We start from the raw sequence: 15,947 nt of genomic DNA, 5'->3' as shown, positions 1-15,947 counted from the left end.
ACTTTTTTCCAGTTTCTCGAAAAAGTTTTCCGGGCCGGCGCTCGCGCGCCCTCTCCCGGGAAGCCGGCGGAACCGGCGCCGCGCCCCTCTCCCGGAAAACGCAGCCCGAGTATATTACCCGCCCCGGCCGGAGCGCGCAAGGGGGCAATTTGAAAAATTGGGAACTTTTTTCGCATGCACAAGGATGAGACGCTCTGCTTGAGAGCATATTACCTGAACAGTGGGGGGGTGCACGCCATACGCGACGTCGAAAAGTGGCTGGGCCACCAGGATTCGAACCTGGATAGCTGGTACCAAAAACCAGAGTCCTGCCGTTGGACGATGGCCCAGTGTGAGGTCGCCCGAAGGCTGCGCGCGCGAAGCGAAGTAAATGGTGGGCCGTGAGGGAGTCGAACCCGCGACCTTGGGATTAAAAGTCCCCTGCTCTACCAGCTGAGCTAACGGCCCACGTTCGCTGCAATGCGCGAGTACCCATTTTAGCCGGGCAGGAAGAGCGGGTCAATGATTATGTTGCTCAGATCCATTCCCATGCCAGATTGCTTGCGAGACCGTCTACCCTTTGCCATGCTGCCGTTATTCAAATTGAAACAATCCGTACTACAATCGATGATGGATCAGATTCGTTTCCTAACCGAAAGGCCGTGATGCCTCATGTGGTGCTCCAAGGTACTCGTCGCGTACGACGGCTCCACTCCGTCCGCGAAGGCACTCGACCTCGCGCGCTCCATCGGCGCGCAGGACGAGAGCATCGAGCTGGTGTTCGTGCATGTGGTGAAGCTATACGGTCTGGGCACCGGCGCCGAAACCGTGCTGCTGAACGAGGCGCAGAAGGTGCTGACCGAAATGGAGCACATCGCCGACGAGGTGCCGAACAAGGCGCATACCCACCTTCTGAAGGGGAGCTCGCCGGCCGACCTGCTGCTGAAGTGCGCGCACGACGAGGGTTGCGACCTCATCGTCATGGGCAGCCGCGGACAGGGCGGCGTCAAGGGTTTCCTCGGCAGCGTGAGCTACGCCGTGGTGCAGGGCTCCCCCATCGCCGTGCTCATTGCGAAGGACGTACCGCCTGCGGCAACGGGAGCCGGGGCGACACACTAATATGGCATCCGCTGCGCGAGAAAAGCTCTGGACGAAGGACTTCACCTTCGGTACGGCCGTGAACTTCCTGCTCATGGTGAACTACTACGGGCTCATGGTGGTGGTGGCCGACTACGCCATGAAGACGTACGACGCACCTGCGGCAACGGCTGGCCTTGCGGCCAGCATCTTCATTATCGGCGCGCTCATCGCGCGCCTCGTGAGCGGCCGCATCATGGATCGCGTCGGGCGCAAGCGCCTGCTGGTGATCGGCGCGCTGTTCGAAGTGGTGTTTTCGGCACTGTACCTGGTGGGTGTGGGGTTCTGGCTGCTGTTCGCGCTGCGTTTGCTGCACGGCATTGCCTACGGCATGTGCTCCACCACCATCGGCACCATCGTGACGGCGCTCGTGCCCGACAGCCGTAAGGGCGAGGGCGTGGGCTACTATATGCTGTCGGTGACGCTCGGTGCGGCCATCGGCCCGTTCCTGGGCATGTTCCTCACGCAGAATGCCGGCTTTCACGTGCTGTTCATCGTGACCGCCGTGGTTGCGGGCCTTTGCTTGCTGGCCGCGGCTCAGCTGCGCGTGCCCGAAGTGCCCGTACCGCGTGCCGAGGTGGATGAAAAAGCCAACGAGATTGCGGAAGCCGAGCGCACCGAACAGGCGGGCGGTTTCCGCGTGCCGCGGCCGCGCGTCGCAAACTACCTGGAAACAAGCGTCGTGCCCATCAGCGCGGTGTGCGCGCTGCTGTTCTTCTGCTACTCGAGCCTGCTCGCGTTCCTCACGCCGTTCGCCGCGGAGAGCGGGCTCGAAACCACCGCAAGCTTCTTCTTCGTCGTGTATGCCATTGCCACGTTCGTCACGCGCCCGTTCACCGGCAAGCTGTTCGACCGCAAGGGCGACCGCGTGGTGATGATTCCCGCGTTCATCGCGTTCATCGTGGGCATGGGGCTGCTGGCAACCGTGTACCGGCCGGCGGCCATGCTTATCGCGGCGGCGCTTTTGGGCTTCGGCGTGGGCACCGTGCAGGCAAGCGGCCTCGCCCTGGCCGTACGCATCGCGCCCGACGACCGTCTGAGCTTGGCAAACTCGACGTTCTACATCTTGCTGGACATCGGCGTGGGCGTGGGGCCGCTCGCCCTCGGCATCGTGCAGCCCCTGTGGGGCTACCGCGGCCTGTTCGAGGCCATGTCATTCGTGGCCATCGTGGCGCTGGCGGCTTACCTGTTTGTCAGTCGCAAGCGCGGGAAGATGCGTCGCGAACTGGAAGCGGCCGAAAAGCAATAGCTAGCGTGCCGTTTCGGCTTGCTCGACGAGGTCGATGAGCTCCTGCTGCGAGTGAACGCCCAGCTTGCCGTATATGTTGGACACGTGCGTCTTCACGGTGTTGCGCGACAACACGAGCTTCTCCTGGATGAACGGGCCGTTGCGCCCGTGCGCCAACAGCTCGAGCAGCTCCGTTTCACGCGGCGTGAGCCGGTACTGCGCGGCCACGGCGGCGCTTTTATCGTGCAACCCGACCGACGTCGGCGGCGCGGCAACCGGCTCGACCGACTGCACGCCGTCGATGGTAGCCTGAAACCCGAACGGCTTGAGCACCGTGAAGTTCATCGCCACGAACAGGAACAGCACCACGGCGATGCCCACCGACACCGCGAGCGGGTCGGGCGTGGCGTTCACCGCGTGCCCCACCGTCGCCCCGCACAGCAGACCCGCCGAGGAAGCCGCTCGCCCCCACGCGAACACGGCCAGGGCGTTCACCTTGTTGCGCGCCCCGATAGAAGCGAGTGCGAACCACATGAGCGCATCGAAGCATTCGCTGCCGGCATAGAGCAACCCGTTCGCAAACGTCATGTCACCCGCGGTACGCCCGGCGAACACCACCACGGCGAGGAAGCCGCCCACGACGAACAGCGCCGCCGCTTGATACAGCACGTCGGCCTTCGGCACGCGCGGCACAAGCGCCATGACCAGCAGGATGGCAACGGGAATGAGGCCGAAGAACGTCTGCTGAGGATTGCCGTCGCTCGAGCCGAAGGTCAGGGCGAACCCGTACGCGATGCGGAAGATGAAGATGGCGATGAACAACCCGTGCGCAAACGGAAGATACGATGCGGGCTGCGTGATGGACGCCTCCACCGGCGGCACGCCCTGCTTCATCGAGGCCAGCATGTCGAGCGCGAGCGGGCGGCAGGCCACGTACATGAGGAACGGCAGCAGAAACAGGGTGGTCAGCCCCACCGTCATGTCGGCGTTCATGAACGGGATGCGCAGCACATAGCTTGCCACCAGGGCCGACGCGATGCACAGCATGCACGAGCGCTTGCCGAGCTTGCACAGCGAGATGCCCATGAGCACCACCACCCAACGCGAGCCGACGGAGCGCACGCACGACCCCACGAGCAGCAGCGTGGCGGATTGCTGGGAAATCCCCAGCACGATGAGCGCGAATCCGGCCGAGAACAGGACGAACGATGCAGCCGTGAGCGTCTGCTCGTTAATGGACGAAGGACGCTTGAGCGCCCACACGGCCAGCGCCACGAGCGTCACCACGCCGACGAAGGATGAGGCATCGCGCGCCTCGGACAGAATACCCACGTACTGCGGATACAGCACCGCATTCGTGAGCCAGGTGCCGAACAGCTCGGCCGCAAGCGCGACGAGGCAGCGCACCCAGGTTGCATCGATGGTATGTCGGGCGTCGTCCACGCGGTTCCCCTTCCGTTGCTTTCGCGGCCCTCGCGCAAGCCTACCTCACTTCACCCCTCTCCGACAAGGGAAAACGATCGTTCTGGTACCACGGGGGTGAGATGAAACGCGCCGTATGCCGCCGCAAGTTGGTACCGCGACGGTGAGGACAAGCCCCCGAGCGGCGGGCATGATGGCGTCAGGGAATGAAAACCGCGTTTCAGGAGGGAACATACCATGAAGCACCTAACGGAACAGGGTCTGTCGCGCCGCAGCTTTCTGACGGGGGCCGCCGCCACGGGAGCGCTCGCCGCCTTCGGTCTGGCCGGCTGCTCGCCGCAGAGCGCATCAAGCAAGGACGCAGGAGGCGCCGCCACGGCAAACGCTGCGGAAGTCGACGCCGCATCGTCCGCCGATTGGCTGGGAAGCGCGCCCGACATCGCCGCGAGCGACATCAAGGAGACGAAACAGACCGACCTGCTGATCATCGGCGCGGGCAACGGCGGCATGGCCGCCGCCGCAACGGCCGCCGACCTCGGACTCGATTTCATGCTGTGTGAGAAAACGGGCTCCATCCAGCGCAGCCGCCATTGGTTCGGCGCCATCAACACGAAGTACACCGAAGCCGCCGGCGCGCACGTGGACGAAGGCCGCCTGCTCAACGAGTTCTCGCGCTACGCCTCGGGTCAGTGCGATCAGCGCGTGATTCGCGTGTGGATACGCGAGAGCGCGAGCGTGGTGGACTGGATTGACCCCATTCTCACCGACGCAGGAATGACCTGCGCGTTCGACAACGACATCGACCACGAGACGGGCGGCACGAGCTTCGCCCTGTTCCCGATGGAGCACTACTACTCGGGCAAGGACGCCGCCGGCGAGGCGCTCGAGCGCAACAAGGTGCTGTTGTCCTACATCAACGAGCGCGGGTACGACGTCACCTACAACCACAAGCTGGCCAAGCTCGTGCAGGACGACAGCGGTAAGGTGACAGGCGCGGTGTTCGAAGCCGACGGCGGATACGTGCAGGTGAACGCAGCAAAGGGCGTGCTGCTTACCACGGGCGGCTACACGAGCAACGCCGAGATGCTGCGCGCGTGCAACCCGATGGTGGACCGCTGCGTCACGCTGCAGTACGGGTCCCCGAACAACGTGGGCGAAGGCATCAAGGCCGGCATGTGGGCAGGTGCGCAGAAGGACAGCATCGGCGCGCCGATGATCTTCGACCGCGGCGCCGTCAAACCGGGCGAGAACGCGGGCATCATCAGCGGCCCCGGCGAGATTGCCACGTTCGCGGGAACGGACAAGCAGTTCAACCTCGGTTCGCAGCCGCTCATGAAGGTCACGCGCGACGGCAAGCGCTTCGTGAACGAATCCACCCCCTACGACTTCTGCTGCTTCGCCGCCGCCGAGCACGAGGGCGGCGTATTCTGCCAGGTGTTCGACGCGAACCTCAAGGAGGACGTGAAGCGCTTCTCCACCATCGGGTGCTCGCGCCAGACGCAGCAGCTGCTCGCAAAGGAAGCGGACACCCCGCTCGACGAGATCTACGCCGATCAGTTGGAAAAGGGCACCATGGTCAAGGCCGATACCATCGAGGAGCTGGCCGACAAGCTCGGGTTCGCGGGCGAGGCCAAAGAGGCGTTTTTGGCTGAGGTTGAGAAGTACAACGGCTTCTACGACGCGCAGGAAGATGCCGACTTCGGCAAAGAGGCGTACCGCCTGTCCGAGCTGCGCACGGCGCCCTTCTACGGCGTGTGGTACGGCGGTTCGCTGCTGACCACGGTCGACGGTCTGCGCATCAACGAAGACATGCAGGTGCTCGGCGCCGACAGCCACCCCATCGAGGGCCTGTACGCCGCCGGCGATTGCTCGGGCAGCGTCTTCGGCAACAACTACCCTGAGTACATCGTGGGTTGCGCCTGCGGACGCACCATCACCTTCGCCCGCCACGCCGTGCGCCACCTCGCCGGCGACCTGGGGTAGGCACCCTCTGTAACGCGCAAGGCCCCGGGTTCGGGGCCTTGGCATCTTGGGTGGATTCTGTATTATACTGGTAGCAGGATATTATCCAGCGAGCGGAGTGCCCATGCGCCAGACCGAACCGTACTGCATCGATGCGCCCATCGAGGGGCTGACGCTGCTCGAAGGCATACCGCTCGAGAAGCGGCAGTCGGTTCTTCGCTGCCTCAACGCGCGCATCGCGCGGTTCGACGATGGCGATGTGCTGGCCGGCAGGTCGCGCGCCTTCGCCCACACCCGCTACCTCATCGAAGGGGAAGCCCTCATCGTGCGCTACGGCGCGTCCGGCAATCGCTCTATTCTGGGCACCTACCAAGAGGACTCCGTCATCGCGAGCGAAATTGCACCGGGCTTCTGCGAGAACAACGCGCTTGATATCGTGGCGAACGGACCGTGCGTCACGATCGATTTCAACATCTCGCAGGAGATCGAAGGGTGCGCGTGCTGCATCAAGCACATCAACCGCATCAAGAGCAATCTCGTGGCCTCGCTGACGGAAACGAACATGCGCCTCGTCAAGCGGCTCGACGTGTTGGCGAACCGCTCGACCCGCGAGAAAGTGCTATCGTACCTTCAAGAGCAGGCGCAGGAGGCGGGGTCCTGCACCTTCGACATTCCCTACAATCGGCAGGAGCTGGCCGATTTCCTCTACATCGAGCGGAGCGCCCTGTCGCGCGAACTGGGCAGAATGCGCGACGAGGGCATCATCTCCTTCGAGCGAAACCGCTTCGTCATCGCCCCGAGCTACGCCCCCGGCGTGGCCCAGTGACCTGAGCCCTTCGAGAAGCTGCGCTCGACGGACACCGATCCGGCCCCTGCGCCGACAGCGCGAGCTTGATCCTCGGCACCCCATCCCGCCGCCGCCCTGATGTGCACGTCGCGCAGAACGAGGCGCGCCATTGCCACGAGCGCGAGCGCTTCGGGCAAAGGACAGGCGGGATGGTCGTTCAGCGGAATGCCGGCCGCATGGCGAAACTTCGATACGTACACGCACGCAAGGCCTTCGAGCGACGCGAGATCGAACAGCTCGTTCACGTAATCGTCCACCGCATGCTCGCGATTGCCGATGCCCGCCATGATGCCCGAGCCCACCTCCATGCCCGCCGCCGCGATGCGCCGCGCGAAATCGATCTTCTCGGCAAGGTCGTCGCCGGGCTTCACGCGCGCGAACAACTGAGGGTTCGTCGTCTCGAACACGGAGAAGATGCGCATGACGTTGAGCTCTTTCAGGCGTCGCAGATCGGCATCCGAGAACGAGGCACCGCAGTTCACGACGATGCGCATGTCGTCGAATCCGGCAGCGCGAATGGCCTCGACGATGGCGATGATACCGCAGTCGCCCCCGCCCCGCATCGAGCCTCCGCTCAGATGAAACTGGCGAATGTCGGTCTCGTCGTGCAGGATTCGCACATACCCGACGACATCCTCAACCGTCATGAGCTCCTGGTCGGGATTACGCCAATAGGGGCAGTAGAGGCACAGGGGGCGCAGGTAGCACGGCACCACCGAGTTGAATGCGGCTTCGCGCTCGCATCGATCCCCCAGCTCGGCGGCGCGCACGTCGACCGCAACGCGGCAGAGCGCATCGAGCGACGCCTCGTCGGCAAGCGCGCCCTCGAACAGCACGTGCGCTTCCTCGCGCGTGGGTCGGCGCACCCGTGCCGCTTCGAGCGCATCCGCAAAGGCCGAAACCTCCTTGGCAGCCGTCATCGCAGCCCCTCCCCTTCTTCCCATGAAGCTTCGATGAGCTCGAGCGGTCGCAACAGTTCAACCGAGAACTCCTCCCCCGCCTGCGCACCGGTGCTGCCGATGGGCAAGGTGAGCATGCCGTCGCTCGACCGCAGCGTTTGGCTGAGAGTCATCGGCTGCGGCAGCGGCGTGCACACGTATTCCCCCGTTGCGTCGCCGGAAATCGACACGCGCACGAGCCGCTCGAACGCCTCGGGCTTTGCGACCGGCTCGCTGAGCCGCGCGCGAACGGTGCGCCGGCGCGGCACGGGAACGCCCAAAAATTGCGCGACGAGCCCGCGGACAAGCCAATCGAGGGAGAGGAAGGCCGCCAACACCGGACCGGGCACGTTGATGACGGGGCGCCCTTCGATCAGCGCCATGCCCACAGGACGACCGGGCACCGCGCGCACGCCGTGACGGAAGTACGAGCCGCGACGCTCGAGGAGCCGCGCGTTGAAATCCTCCTCGCCGCGCGACGATCCCCCGTTGATGAGCACGATATCGGCCGCTTCGAGCGCGCGGTCGAGCGCCGCCTCAAGCGCTTCCTCGTCGTCGCGCACCACCGGATAGCACGTGACTTCGGCACCCCATGCGCGCACCATGCCCGACACGAGCAGGCTGTTCGCTTCAATATTTTGCCCGCGCTGAGGGTACGCGCCGAACGGCACGAGCTCGCTCCCGGTGGGAATGAACGCCACGCGAGGCCGCTCGAGCACACGCACCTGCGCATGGCCGCCCACGGCGAGGCTTGCGACAAGCTCGGGCGTGAGCCGCGTATGCGCGGCAACCAGCACGTCGCCCGCGCGCACGATGGAACCGCACGGGTTCACGCCGCTGCCCGATTGCAGGTCGGGCGGCTCCTCTACGATATGCAGCCCGCCGTGCTCGTCGTACGCGATGTGCTCCACTGCGATCACCGCGTCGAACGCATCGGGGAAATCGTCGCCGGTATCGGCCTGCGCGAAATCGACGTCGCGCGTCCAGCTACTCGTGTCGGGCGCGCCTGCGGCAAAATCGGCCGAGCGCACCGCGATGCCGTCCCGCTTCGACGAACGCTTCACCGGCAGCGAGTGCAGCGCCCGCACCTCCTCGGACGTTACGCGACCGCACGCATCGGACAAGCCCACCACCCGCGAACGCGGCGCAGGCTCCCATCGCTCGCGCATCTCCCGCAACGCGTCAGCGCGGGTCACGCTCTGCTCGTAGACGAATTTCATCATGTCACCTTTCCCCAAACCCGAGCGGGCGCATGCGGCGCGCCGCGTTTTCGTTATGAACACATACGATCGACGAACGTTTCAAGCGCCTCCTCAAACGCCTCCTGCGTGTACCCGAGGGCCCGATCGGCGAACAGCGTGCTCGACACCGCGCCATGCACCACCTCGAGCAGCGGGCCTTCGCCAATGCCCGGCACGCGGCACATGAGCGGATCGACCGCGCAGGCAAGCCTAGGATGCTCTTCCGCAAACCGCACGAGGGCAGCTTCGCCGTCGAGCGCGAGGTCGCCCGGCTCGCTCAGCGCAGGATCAAGCGCGAAAAACGAGGCCACGCGCATAAAACGCTGCACGCCGCGGCGCGCGAGCCGCCGACGCAGCGCGAAACGCAGGGAGTTCATGGCCACCTGATCGCCCACGAGGAGAACCTGATCGCCCGACGTTTCGGAGGCTGCGGTTGCCTCCACGTCGCTCACGCCGCCCTCCCGCAGCGCGCGCAATGCCCGGGCCACGTCGTCGGCGCCTCCGGCACCCATCGGACAGGTTGCGAGCAGCGGAACGCCGAACCGCCGCTCCAACAGGCGACCGGCGGCAAGGCCCGACCACGACACGGCAAGGCTCGCGTCAGCCGTCGCAGCGGCCCTGACATCTTCGAGCGCGTAGTCGCCCGCCGTGCTCAGCACGAGTTCGACGCCGCTCTCGACCAACGCGCTTTCAAGCTGGGCAAGCGCATCGTCGGCGATGAAATCTTGCGGAAGCGCACCGAGCAGGTTCACCCGCACGCGCGCTCCAACGCTGCGCGCGGGCGCGCCCTCCCCCGCGGCCGCAAAACGCCGGCACAGCGTTGCGAGCGCGAGCGACGCTCCCTGCTCGTAACTTTCAAACCCGGTCGTGGGCAGCCCCATGGCGGGCACGCCGCACGTCGCTTCGATTTCGCGCGCCATACCTGCTAGATCCATGCCCACGATGGCAGGTACCGGCGTGCCCACGAGCGCGATGCACGATGGCCGCAACGCGTCCGCCGCTTCAAGCGTCTGCTCGATGATGCGCGCGTCGTCGCCCAACACGGCATCCATGGTGCGGAGCTGCGCCGAGAACGTGCTCTTGCGACGGCGAGCCCAACGAATCTCGTCGTACTCCACGTAATTACGCGTGCAGCAACCCGCATCGATGACGATGACCAGGCAGTCGAGGCCGAACAGCACCGAGCACGCCCCCGCATAATCGCCCGCGAACGGCGGGAGGTACACCGACAGCCGCGCCATCACGCACCCCAATCCCGCACGCGACCAACCTCGTGCGCCATCGCGTCCATCAGCCGAATCACGCCGTGGTAGCCGAAGTACCCTTCGTCGTGGTAGATATCCACCAGGTGATGCGCGCGCAACAGGAAGCCCGCGTCCCTGCCGAGCGCCAAACAGCGCGAAGGCAGCGCGAACCCGGACAGCGCCTCGTAGCTTTCGCTTCGCACGATGGCGACCTCCGGATGTTCGTCGGCGAGCAGCCGCTCGGCTTCGTCATCGCAACCCTTGAGGTGGAGGCCGAACACTGCAACCACGTTGAACCCGTAAGCGAGGAGGGTGCGCGCAAGCGAAAACGGCATGAGCGAGGCCGCCGAATCAACCGCCACCGGCAACGATCCCACCGCCGCCCGCGTCTCGATCACCGCACGCTCGGCGCGGTGGCGCCATGCGGCCCCATCCCATGCACCGCCCAAAGCCTGCATGAGCTTCGCGTAGCGGGCCGTTATCTCGGCGAGGTCGTAGCACGCATGCCACCGTTGAAAAGGAATGCCGAAGCGCTGCTCAAGCGCATCGGCCGCGCCGTCCCCCATATGCGAGAGACTCACTGTGAAGCGACTGCACGCAAGCTGCAGATACGCGTCGAACGTGTCGCAGGAGACGATTTCGCGCACTTCGGCGGTTCCGGAAGCCTGCAGCGCCTCGAAAAACTCGCCGTGCGCATCGAGCGGCTCGAAGTGGCCCACCAACGTGACCGCGCTGTCGTGAGCGGCGGGCGCTTCGAGCGCTTCGTATAGGCGCGTGTGGATGGAGCGCGCCGTCGAGCGCTTCACGTCGGCCGCGATAGGATTGATATGCGAGAGGAGAAAGCGCGTGTCGGGAAACCGTTCCCGCAGTTCATCGAGGAGCTGTTGCTCGTCGGTGCCAAGGAAGTCGTCGATGCAGTTCACGTACAGCGACACCACCCGCGGCCGCGGCCGCAACGTGGCGAGCAGCTCTTCCACGGCGTTTCCCACCTGCCGTTCGTGCTCGCCGGAAATCACGTCCGCCTGCGTAAGCCTCAAAAACGACACATGGTCGGCAATGCCGTTGCGCAGTGCCCGAATACCCTGCCGGCGCCCGCACGCATTGGGACACAGGTACAACGCGTGACTTTCGGGAATGCGCATGACGCGCTTGGGGCGATCCGCATCGGGAATCTGGTACGACAGGCTGGCCATCAGCGCATCGCCCCCGTCGCGGCTTCGCGCGCGGCCGCTTCCACCGTCTGCGCGAGGGCGCGATAGGCGACGGCAACGTCAGACGAGGGGAACGCCTCGACGGCAACCGCGCGTTCGTCTTCGGCACGCTGCACCAAGGGCGAGCGCGGGATGGTAGCCGCCACGAACGCGCCCTCTTCGGCGCAAAACTGCGCGATCTTCGCCTCTTCGTCTTCGATAGCGCGCAGGTTGGCCACCAATCCGCGAAACCGCGCGTAGCCGCGCTTCTGGAAATTCTCGATTGCGTGCATGATGTTGCCCGCCGCGTACAGCGACATCATCTCGCCCGAGGTGACCACCATCACGCCATCGGAGTACTCGCCGCGCAGCGGCATGGCGAACCCCCCGCACACCACGTCGCCCAACACGTCGTACAGCACGTAGTCGGGCTCGTACGTGCCGAACGCGTCAAGCTGTTCAAGCAGGTCGAACGCAGCGATGATGCCGCGCCCCGCGCAGCCGACACCGGGCACGGGGCCGCCCGCTTCAACGCACAGCACCCCGTTGCTTGCCCGGTACACGATGTCTTCGAGCGCGATGGCGCCGCCGTCGCGCATGCGGTCGAGCACCGTCGGCACCGTTCGCCCGCCCATCAGCAGGCGCGTGGAATCGGCTTTCGGATCGCATCCCACCTGCATGACGGTTGAGCCCGCCTGCGCAAGCGCCGCCGCCAAATTGCAGGCCGTCGTCGATTTCCCGATGCCGCCCTTGCCGTAAAGAGCCAATCTGTACATGGAGGTCCGTTCGCTCGTCGTGCGCGCTGCGGCTTTCATCCCCCGCCGCTCGCGTGCATCCGTCAAAGAAACCCCCGTTCGCCGACGGGACAGTCGGCGAACGGGACACCAGGGAGGGTGTTACTGGTAGTTGATGATGGCGTCCACCTCGGCGTCGCTCATCTTGTAGTTGAAGAAGTGCTCGTAGAAGTAGGTGATGTCCTCGGCCAGCTCGTCTTCGGCGTACAGCTCGGGATACATCTTGTTCATGGCCCACAGCACGGTGAGCGGCTGTTCAACCGTGCGGTTGCCCCACACGTGCGCCACCGTAGGCACCACGTACACGCGCTGGTCTTTGATGGCGGGCAAATCGGCGATGTTCGCGTCACCGTACAGGGCGGCGGTATCAGTGTTGCTCGAGAAGATGACCTGCGGCTGCCACGCAAGCAGCTCTTCCATGGTGTACTCGAGCGAATTCTTCTGGTGCGTCTCCTTGGTCACGCTCTCGCCGCCGGCGGCGGTCAGCCACCACTCGGAAATGACGTGCGGGTTCGTAAGCGACTCGACGTCGCCGTAGATCACCTTGAGACGATCGGCGTCCGAAAGAGCAGCCGTGCGATCAGCGGCCTTCTGCACCATCTTGTCGAAGTAGGCGTTGTAATCGTCGGCGCGGTCTTCCACGTTGAATACCTGGCCCATAAGCTCGACGGCCTTCTTCACGTCTTCGGTGTCGTTCCAGGTGAGCACGATGACGTTAATGCCCGCTTCCTCAAGCTGCTGCGCCATGTCCTCCATCATGGTGATGCACAGGTCGGGTGCGAGCGCCATCGTGGCTTCCATGTCGATGCCGTCGGCCGTCTCCAGCACGGGCTCGCCCTTCATCTGCGGCGCAAACTGGTACTGCATGGCCCACTTGTCGTTCTTCGTGAAGTTGGCGGGCATGTCGTTGGCGATGAGATCGCCCTTGCCCATGCATTCGACGAACGCGTTGAGCACGCCTACCGAACCGAAGGTTGCCACGCTCTCGATGTTTGCGGGAAGCTCGACGGTGCGCCCCGCCATGTCGGTGACCGTGCGCGTTTCCGGCTCTTGCTGACTTGCGGCCGGCTCCTTCGCCGGCTCGGGCGAGGACGCGCCCTCGTTGTTCGACGCGCACCCTGCCAACCCCAGACAGGCGAGCGCGGCGACAAGCAGCACGCTCATCGCTGAGGCAAGCCAACGTTTCTTGCTTGTGGTTCTCATAGTGTTCCTTCCTTCGTGTTGGGAGCTATCTCCTGCTCCGAGGCGCGCTGAAAGTACGCCTCGTCGAGCAATGGGATACAGGTTTTGATGGAGATGCCGCCCATGTCTGCACGCACCACATGGACCGGCGTCTCGTAGAGGGATGTGAGGCTCTCGCTTGTCACCACGTCGTCGGGCGCGCCGAATGCGACGATGTGGCCACCCGCCATGAGCGCCACCTTCGAGCAGGCGAGAAAAGCATGATCGGGATAGTGCGAGGTCATGAGGATGCCGAAGCCCTGCGCGGCAAGGTGCTTGATGGCCGTGAGGATTTTCACCTGATTGTGGTAGTCGAGGTTTGCCGTCGGCTCGTCCATGACGAGCAGCTTCGCCTCCTGCGCCAACGCGCGCGCCACGAGCACCATCTGCTTCTCGCCGCCCGACAGCTCCTGATAGCGGCGATCGGCCAAATGCTCGATTTGCAGGTGACGCAGCGCTTGAAGCGTTGCCTCCTTGTCGCGCACCGCATGACGCGCGCCGGGCGCGAGGTGCGACACGCGGCCCATGAGCACGACTTCCCGCGCCAGATAGGGAAACGCAATGGAGGACGATTGCGGCACATAGGCCATATGGTGGGCGCGCTGCTTCGCCGACATCGTCGCAACCGGCTTTCCATCTGCGAGCACCGTGCCGCTCTGCGGCTTGGAGAATCCCAGGAGGCACCTGAGCAGCGTGGTTTTCCCCGTGCCGTTCGATCCGAGCAGGCACACGATTTCGCCCGCGTTCACGCTGAACGACACGCCCTTGAGCACCTCGCGATGCGCGTGGTAGGAGAAATGGAGATCGGAGACGTCCAGCATTACAGCCACTCCCTCTTCGTCCGCACGAGCAGGAACACGAACACGGGGGTACCGATGAGCGCCGTGAGCACGCCAAGCGGGAGGTCGGCGAACGAGGCGCGCACGAGATCGTCGATGAGCACGAGGAAGATGCCGCCGATGACGAACGAGCCCGCGATCAGTTTCGAGTACGAGGCACCCGTGATCGTGCGCGCGATATGAGGCACCACCATGCCAATCCAGCCGATGATGCCGGCAACCGACACGGCGCACGCCGTCATAAGCGTCGACGCCACGATAACCACCACCTTCACCAGGTTGACGTTCACGCCCATGGCCGTGGCTTCGTCTTCGCCCGCAGCCAGCACGTCGATCTTGTGACGGAATACGAACAGCAACGCAAGCGAGAGCACCACCGAGGGAAGCATGACCAGCAAATCGGCGTTGTCGCCCTTGTTCAAACTTCCCATGAGCCAAAACGTGATGGAAGGAAGCACGCTATCGGTGTCGGCCACCGTTTTGATGATGGAGATGAGCGCCTGGAAGAAGCTCGACACCACGACGCCCGCCAGCACGAGGATGGTGAGATTCTGCTTGCCGAACACGGCACCGATGGCGTAGGCGATGGTGACCGCCGCGATGCCGCAGACGAATGCAGCTATTTGAATCTCCCACCAGTTCGCCCCGTTGAGCATGGCGAACGCCGCGCCGAACCCGGCGCCGGCCGAAACGCCGAGGATGTCGGAGGACACCATGGGATTCTTGAACACGGTTTGGTACGAAGCGCCCGACACCGACAACGCGCCGCCGATGAGCACCGAGAGCGTGATCTGCGGGAAGCGCACATTGAGCATGATGGGCTCGAGCACGTCGTTCCAGTACTGCTCAACGGGCATGATCTGCGCACGCAGGATGTCGATGACGGTTCCCACCGATATGTCCACGCTGCCTATGATGAACGAGTACAGGTACACGACGACGAGCGCCGCCACCATAACGAGCATCTTGATTGAAAAGCCGACGCGACGCGTTCGCTTCTCCCCTGTTGCCACCGAAGCCCCCTCCGTTGCCACGCATCGTGCGTGCGCACGGCGCATACGCTCGTGCGAATTATTCTGGTTCGCATATATTAGACTTGTCTAAAGATAATTGCGGTTGCAAAAGCAACGGGAGCGAAAAACGCCGCCTCACTGAGTGAGACGGCGTTCGTAGCGGTGCGATGCGGCGAGTTGCCGGCCGCGGGCAGCGGATGGCGGATGGCAGATGGCGGGCTACTCGGCGGGGACGAAGGTGTCCTTGTCGGGGGCGAAGGACTGCATGGCCTCAATGGTGCGGGCGAACAGGTCGTCGAGCTCCCATCCCAGCATCTCGGCGCCGGAGCGGATGACGTCGCGGCTGACGCCGGCGGCGAAGCGCTTGTCCTTGAACTTCTTCTTGAGCGACTTCACCTCGAAGTCCATGACGCTCTTGCTCGGACGCATGGCGATGGCCGCGCCGATGAGACCGGTGAGCTCTTCGGTGGCGAACAGGATTTTCTCCATCTGCAGCTCGGGCTTCGGCAGGTCGGTGTTGAAGTCCGACGTGTGGCTCTGAATGGCGCGGATAAGCTCGGGCGAGCCGCCGGCGGCTTCGATGTCCTTCGCCGCGTAGATGGTGTGCAGCTCGGGCTCGTCGTCGTGCTCTTCCCAATCGAGGTCGTGCAGCAAACCCACGATGCCCCAGAATTCCTCGTTCTCCGGATCGAACTCGCGCGCGAAGTAGCGCATGGTCTGCTCGACCGTTTCGCCGTGCTCGATATGGAACGCGTCCTTGTTGTGCTCCTGCAGCAGCGCGAACGCCTCGTCGCGCGTCAGGCCGGCCTCGAGTGTCGCCATGATGCTCTCCTTCTCGTATTCGATTCAGTGCGTACGGCTATCCTACCCTATAGGTTCGACGAAGTCAGTA

General features: G+C 64.4%; 14 protein-coding genes and 2 tRNA genes. 4 read left to right on the top strand and 12 right to left on the bottom strand.

The annotated features are described in order from the left end of the window. Nucleotides 1-255 precede the first annotated feature (255 nt). A tRNA-Gln gene (locus C1876_RS15560) sits at nucleotides 256-329 on the bottom strand. Between the two features lie 42 nt (nucleotides 330-371). Beyond that, a tRNA-Lys gene (locus tag C1876_RS15555) sits at nucleotides 372-447 on the bottom strand. 204 nt (nucleotides 448-651) lie between these two features. Between C1876_RS15555 and C1876_RS15550 the strand changes: the two genes are divergently transcribed. Further along, nucleotides 652-1,098, top strand: a complete 447-nt coding sequence (locus C1876_RS15550; RefSeq protein WP_114547640.1) for a universal stress protein — start codon at nucleotides 652-654, stop codon at nucleotides 1,096-1,098. 1 nt (nucleotide 1,099) lies between these two features. Continuing rightward, nucleotides 1,100-2,365, top strand: coding sequence for an MFS transporter (locus C1876_RS15545; RefSeq protein ID WP_114547639.1), 1,266 nt, complete (start codon nucleotides 1,100-1,102; stop codon nucleotides 2,363-2,365). On the opposite strand, the gene C1876_RS15540 is transcribed toward C1876_RS15545, so the two are convergent. Beyond that, entirely contained in the window at nucleotides 2,366-3,787 is a 1,422-nt protein-coding gene (locus C1876_RS15540) for a helix-turn-helix transcriptional regulator (RefSeq protein ID WP_114547638.1), read from the bottom strand. Between the two features lie 216 nt (nucleotides 3,788-4,003). Here C1876_RS15540 and C1876_RS15535 point away from each other — a divergent pair, with 216 nt between their 5' ends. After that, nucleotides 4,004-5,749 carry an FAD-binding protein gene (locus C1876_RS15535; protein ID WP_114547637.1) on the top strand — a complete coding sequence of 582 codons (1,746 nt, stop codon included), beginning with the start codon at nucleotides 4,004-4,006 and terminating at the stop codon, nucleotides 5,747-5,749. Nucleotides 5,750-5,852: 103 nt separating this feature from the next. Continuing rightward, complete coding sequence (locus tag C1876_RS15530; protein WP_114547636.1) at nucleotides 5,853-6,554, top strand: Crp/Fnr family transcriptional regulator; 702 nt, start codon at nucleotides 5,853-5,855, stop codon at nucleotides 6,552-6,554. Here the strand turns inward: C1876_RS15530 and C1876_RS15525 are convergent. The 9 genes from C1876_RS15525 to C1876_RS15485 all read right to left on the bottom strand — a co-directional run bounded on the left by C1876_RS15525 (nucleotide 6,530) and on the right by C1876_RS15485 (nucleotide 15,877). Beyond that, entirely contained in the window at nucleotides 6,530-7,495 is a 966-nt protein-coding gene (locus C1876_RS15525) for a radical SAM protein (protein WP_158544713.1), read from the bottom strand. The two genes, C1876_RS15530 and C1876_RS15525, sit on opposite strands and share 25 nt — an antisense overlap. Further along, nucleotides 7,492-8,736: a molybdopterin molybdotransferase MoeA gene (locus C1876_RS15520; RefSeq protein WP_114547634.1), complete on the bottom strand. Its 1,245-nt coding sequence runs from the start codon at nucleotides 8,734-8,736 to the stop codon at nucleotides 7,492-7,494. Before C1876_RS15520 ends, C1876_RS15525 begins: the two co-directional genes overlap by 4 nt. 50 nt (nucleotides 8,737-8,786) lie before the next feature. Beyond that, nucleotides 8,787-9,995, bottom strand: a complete 1,209-nt coding sequence (locus C1876_RS15515; RefSeq protein ID WP_114547633.1) for a nitrogenase component 1 — start codon at nucleotides 9,993-9,995, stop codon at nucleotides 8,787-8,789. Continuing rightward, nucleotides 9,995-11,191 carry a nitrogenase component 1 gene (locus C1876_RS15510; RefSeq protein WP_114547632.1) on the bottom strand — a complete coding sequence of 399 codons (1,197 nt, stop codon included), beginning with the start codon at nucleotides 11,189-11,191 and terminating at the stop codon, nucleotides 9,995-9,997. Before C1876_RS15510 ends, C1876_RS15515 begins: the two co-directional genes overlap by 1 nt. Further along, nucleotides 11,191-11,964, bottom strand: coding sequence for a nucleotide-binding protein (locus C1876_RS15505; protein WP_114547631.1), 774 nt, complete (start codon nucleotides 11,962-11,964; stop codon nucleotides 11,191-11,193). Before C1876_RS15505 ends, C1876_RS15510 begins: the two co-directional genes overlap by 1 nt. A 120-nt stretch (nucleotides 11,965-12,084) precedes the next feature. Then, nucleotides 12,085-13,185, bottom strand: a complete 1,101-nt coding sequence (locus C1876_RS15500; protein WP_211309564.1) for an ABC transporter substrate-binding protein — start codon at nucleotides 13,183-13,185, stop codon at nucleotides 12,085-12,087. Beyond that, on the bottom strand, nucleotides 13,182-14,024 hold the full coding sequence (locus tag C1876_RS15495; RefSeq protein ID WP_114547629.1) for an ABC transporter ATP-binding protein: 843 nt from the start codon (nucleotides 14,022-14,024) through the stop codon (nucleotides 13,182-13,184). The genes C1876_RS15500 and C1876_RS15495 overlap by 4 nt, the downstream gene beginning before the upstream one ends. Further along, nucleotides 14,024-15,055 carry a FecCD family ABC transporter permease gene (locus tag C1876_RS15490; protein WP_211309563.1) on the bottom strand — a complete coding sequence of 344 codons (1,032 nt, stop codon included), beginning with the start codon at nucleotides 15,053-15,055 and terminating at the stop codon, nucleotides 14,024-14,026. Before C1876_RS15490 ends, C1876_RS15495 begins: the two co-directional genes overlap by 1 nt. Before the next feature lie 219 nt (nucleotides 15,056-15,274). Next, nucleotides 15,275-15,877, bottom strand: a complete 603-nt coding sequence (locus C1876_RS15485) for an HD domain-containing protein (protein WP_114547627.1) — start codon at nucleotides 15,875-15,877, stop codon at nucleotides 15,275-15,277. Nucleotides 15,878-15,947: the final 70 nt, after the last annotated feature.

It is taken from the genome of Eggerthella sinensis (assembly GCF_003339815.1).
In the GTDB taxonomy this organism is placed as follows: Bacteria; Actinomycetota; Coriobacteriia; order Coriobacteriales; family Eggerthellaceae; genus Eggerthella; species Eggerthella sinensis.
This window is presented reverse-complemented; position numbering and strand designations above follow the sequence as displayed.

Bases quoted from the DNA above. Each gene is read 5' to 3' on its own strand.
- C1876_RS15550 (WP_114547640.1), top strand. From the start codon at position 652: ATGTGGTGCTCCAAGGTACTCGTCGCGTACGACGGCTCCACTCCGTCC.
- C1876_RS15545 (WP_114547639.1), top strand. From the start codon at position 1,100: ATGGCATCCGCTGCGCGAGAAAAGCTCTGGACGAAGGACTTCACCTTC.
- C1876_RS15535 (WP_114547637.1), top strand. From the start codon at position 4,004: ATGAAGCACCTAACGGAACAGGGTCTGTCGCGCCGCAGCTTTCTGACG.
- C1876_RS15530 (WP_114547636.1), top strand. From the start codon at position 5,853: ATGCGCCAGACCGAACCGTACTGCATCGATGCGCCCATCGAGGGGCTG.
- C1876_RS15525 (WP_158544713.1), bottom strand. From the start codon at position 7,495: ATGACGGCTGCCAAGGAGGTTTCGGCCTTTGCGGATGCGCTCGAAGCG.
- C1876_RS15520 (WP_114547634.1), bottom strand. From the start codon at position 8,736: ATGATGAAATTCGTCTACGAGCAGAGCGTGACCCGCGCTGACGCGTTG.
- C1876_RS15515 (WP_114547633.1), bottom strand. From the start codon at position 9,995: ATGGCGCGGCTGTCGGTGTACCTCCCGCCGTTCGCGGGCGATTATGCG.
- C1876_RS15510 (WP_114547632.1), bottom strand. From the start codon at position 11,191: ATGGCCAGCCTGTCGTACCAGATTCCCGATGCGGATCGCCCCAAGCGC.
- C1876_RS15505 (WP_114547631.1), bottom strand. From the start codon at position 11,964: ATGTACAGATTGGCTCTTTACGGCAAGGGCGGCATCGGGAAATCGACG.
- C1876_RS15500 (WP_211309564.1), bottom strand. From the start codon at position 13,185: ATGAGAACCACAAGCAAGAAACGTTGGCTTGCCTCAGCGATGAGCGTG.
- C1876_RS15495 (WP_114547629.1), bottom strand. From the start codon at position 14,024: ATGCTGGACGTCTCCGATCTCCATTTCTCCTACCACGCGCATCGCGAG.
- C1876_RS15485 (WP_114547627.1), bottom strand. From the start codon at position 15,877: ATGGCGACACTCGAGGCCGGCCTGACGCGCGACGAGGCGTTCGCGCTG.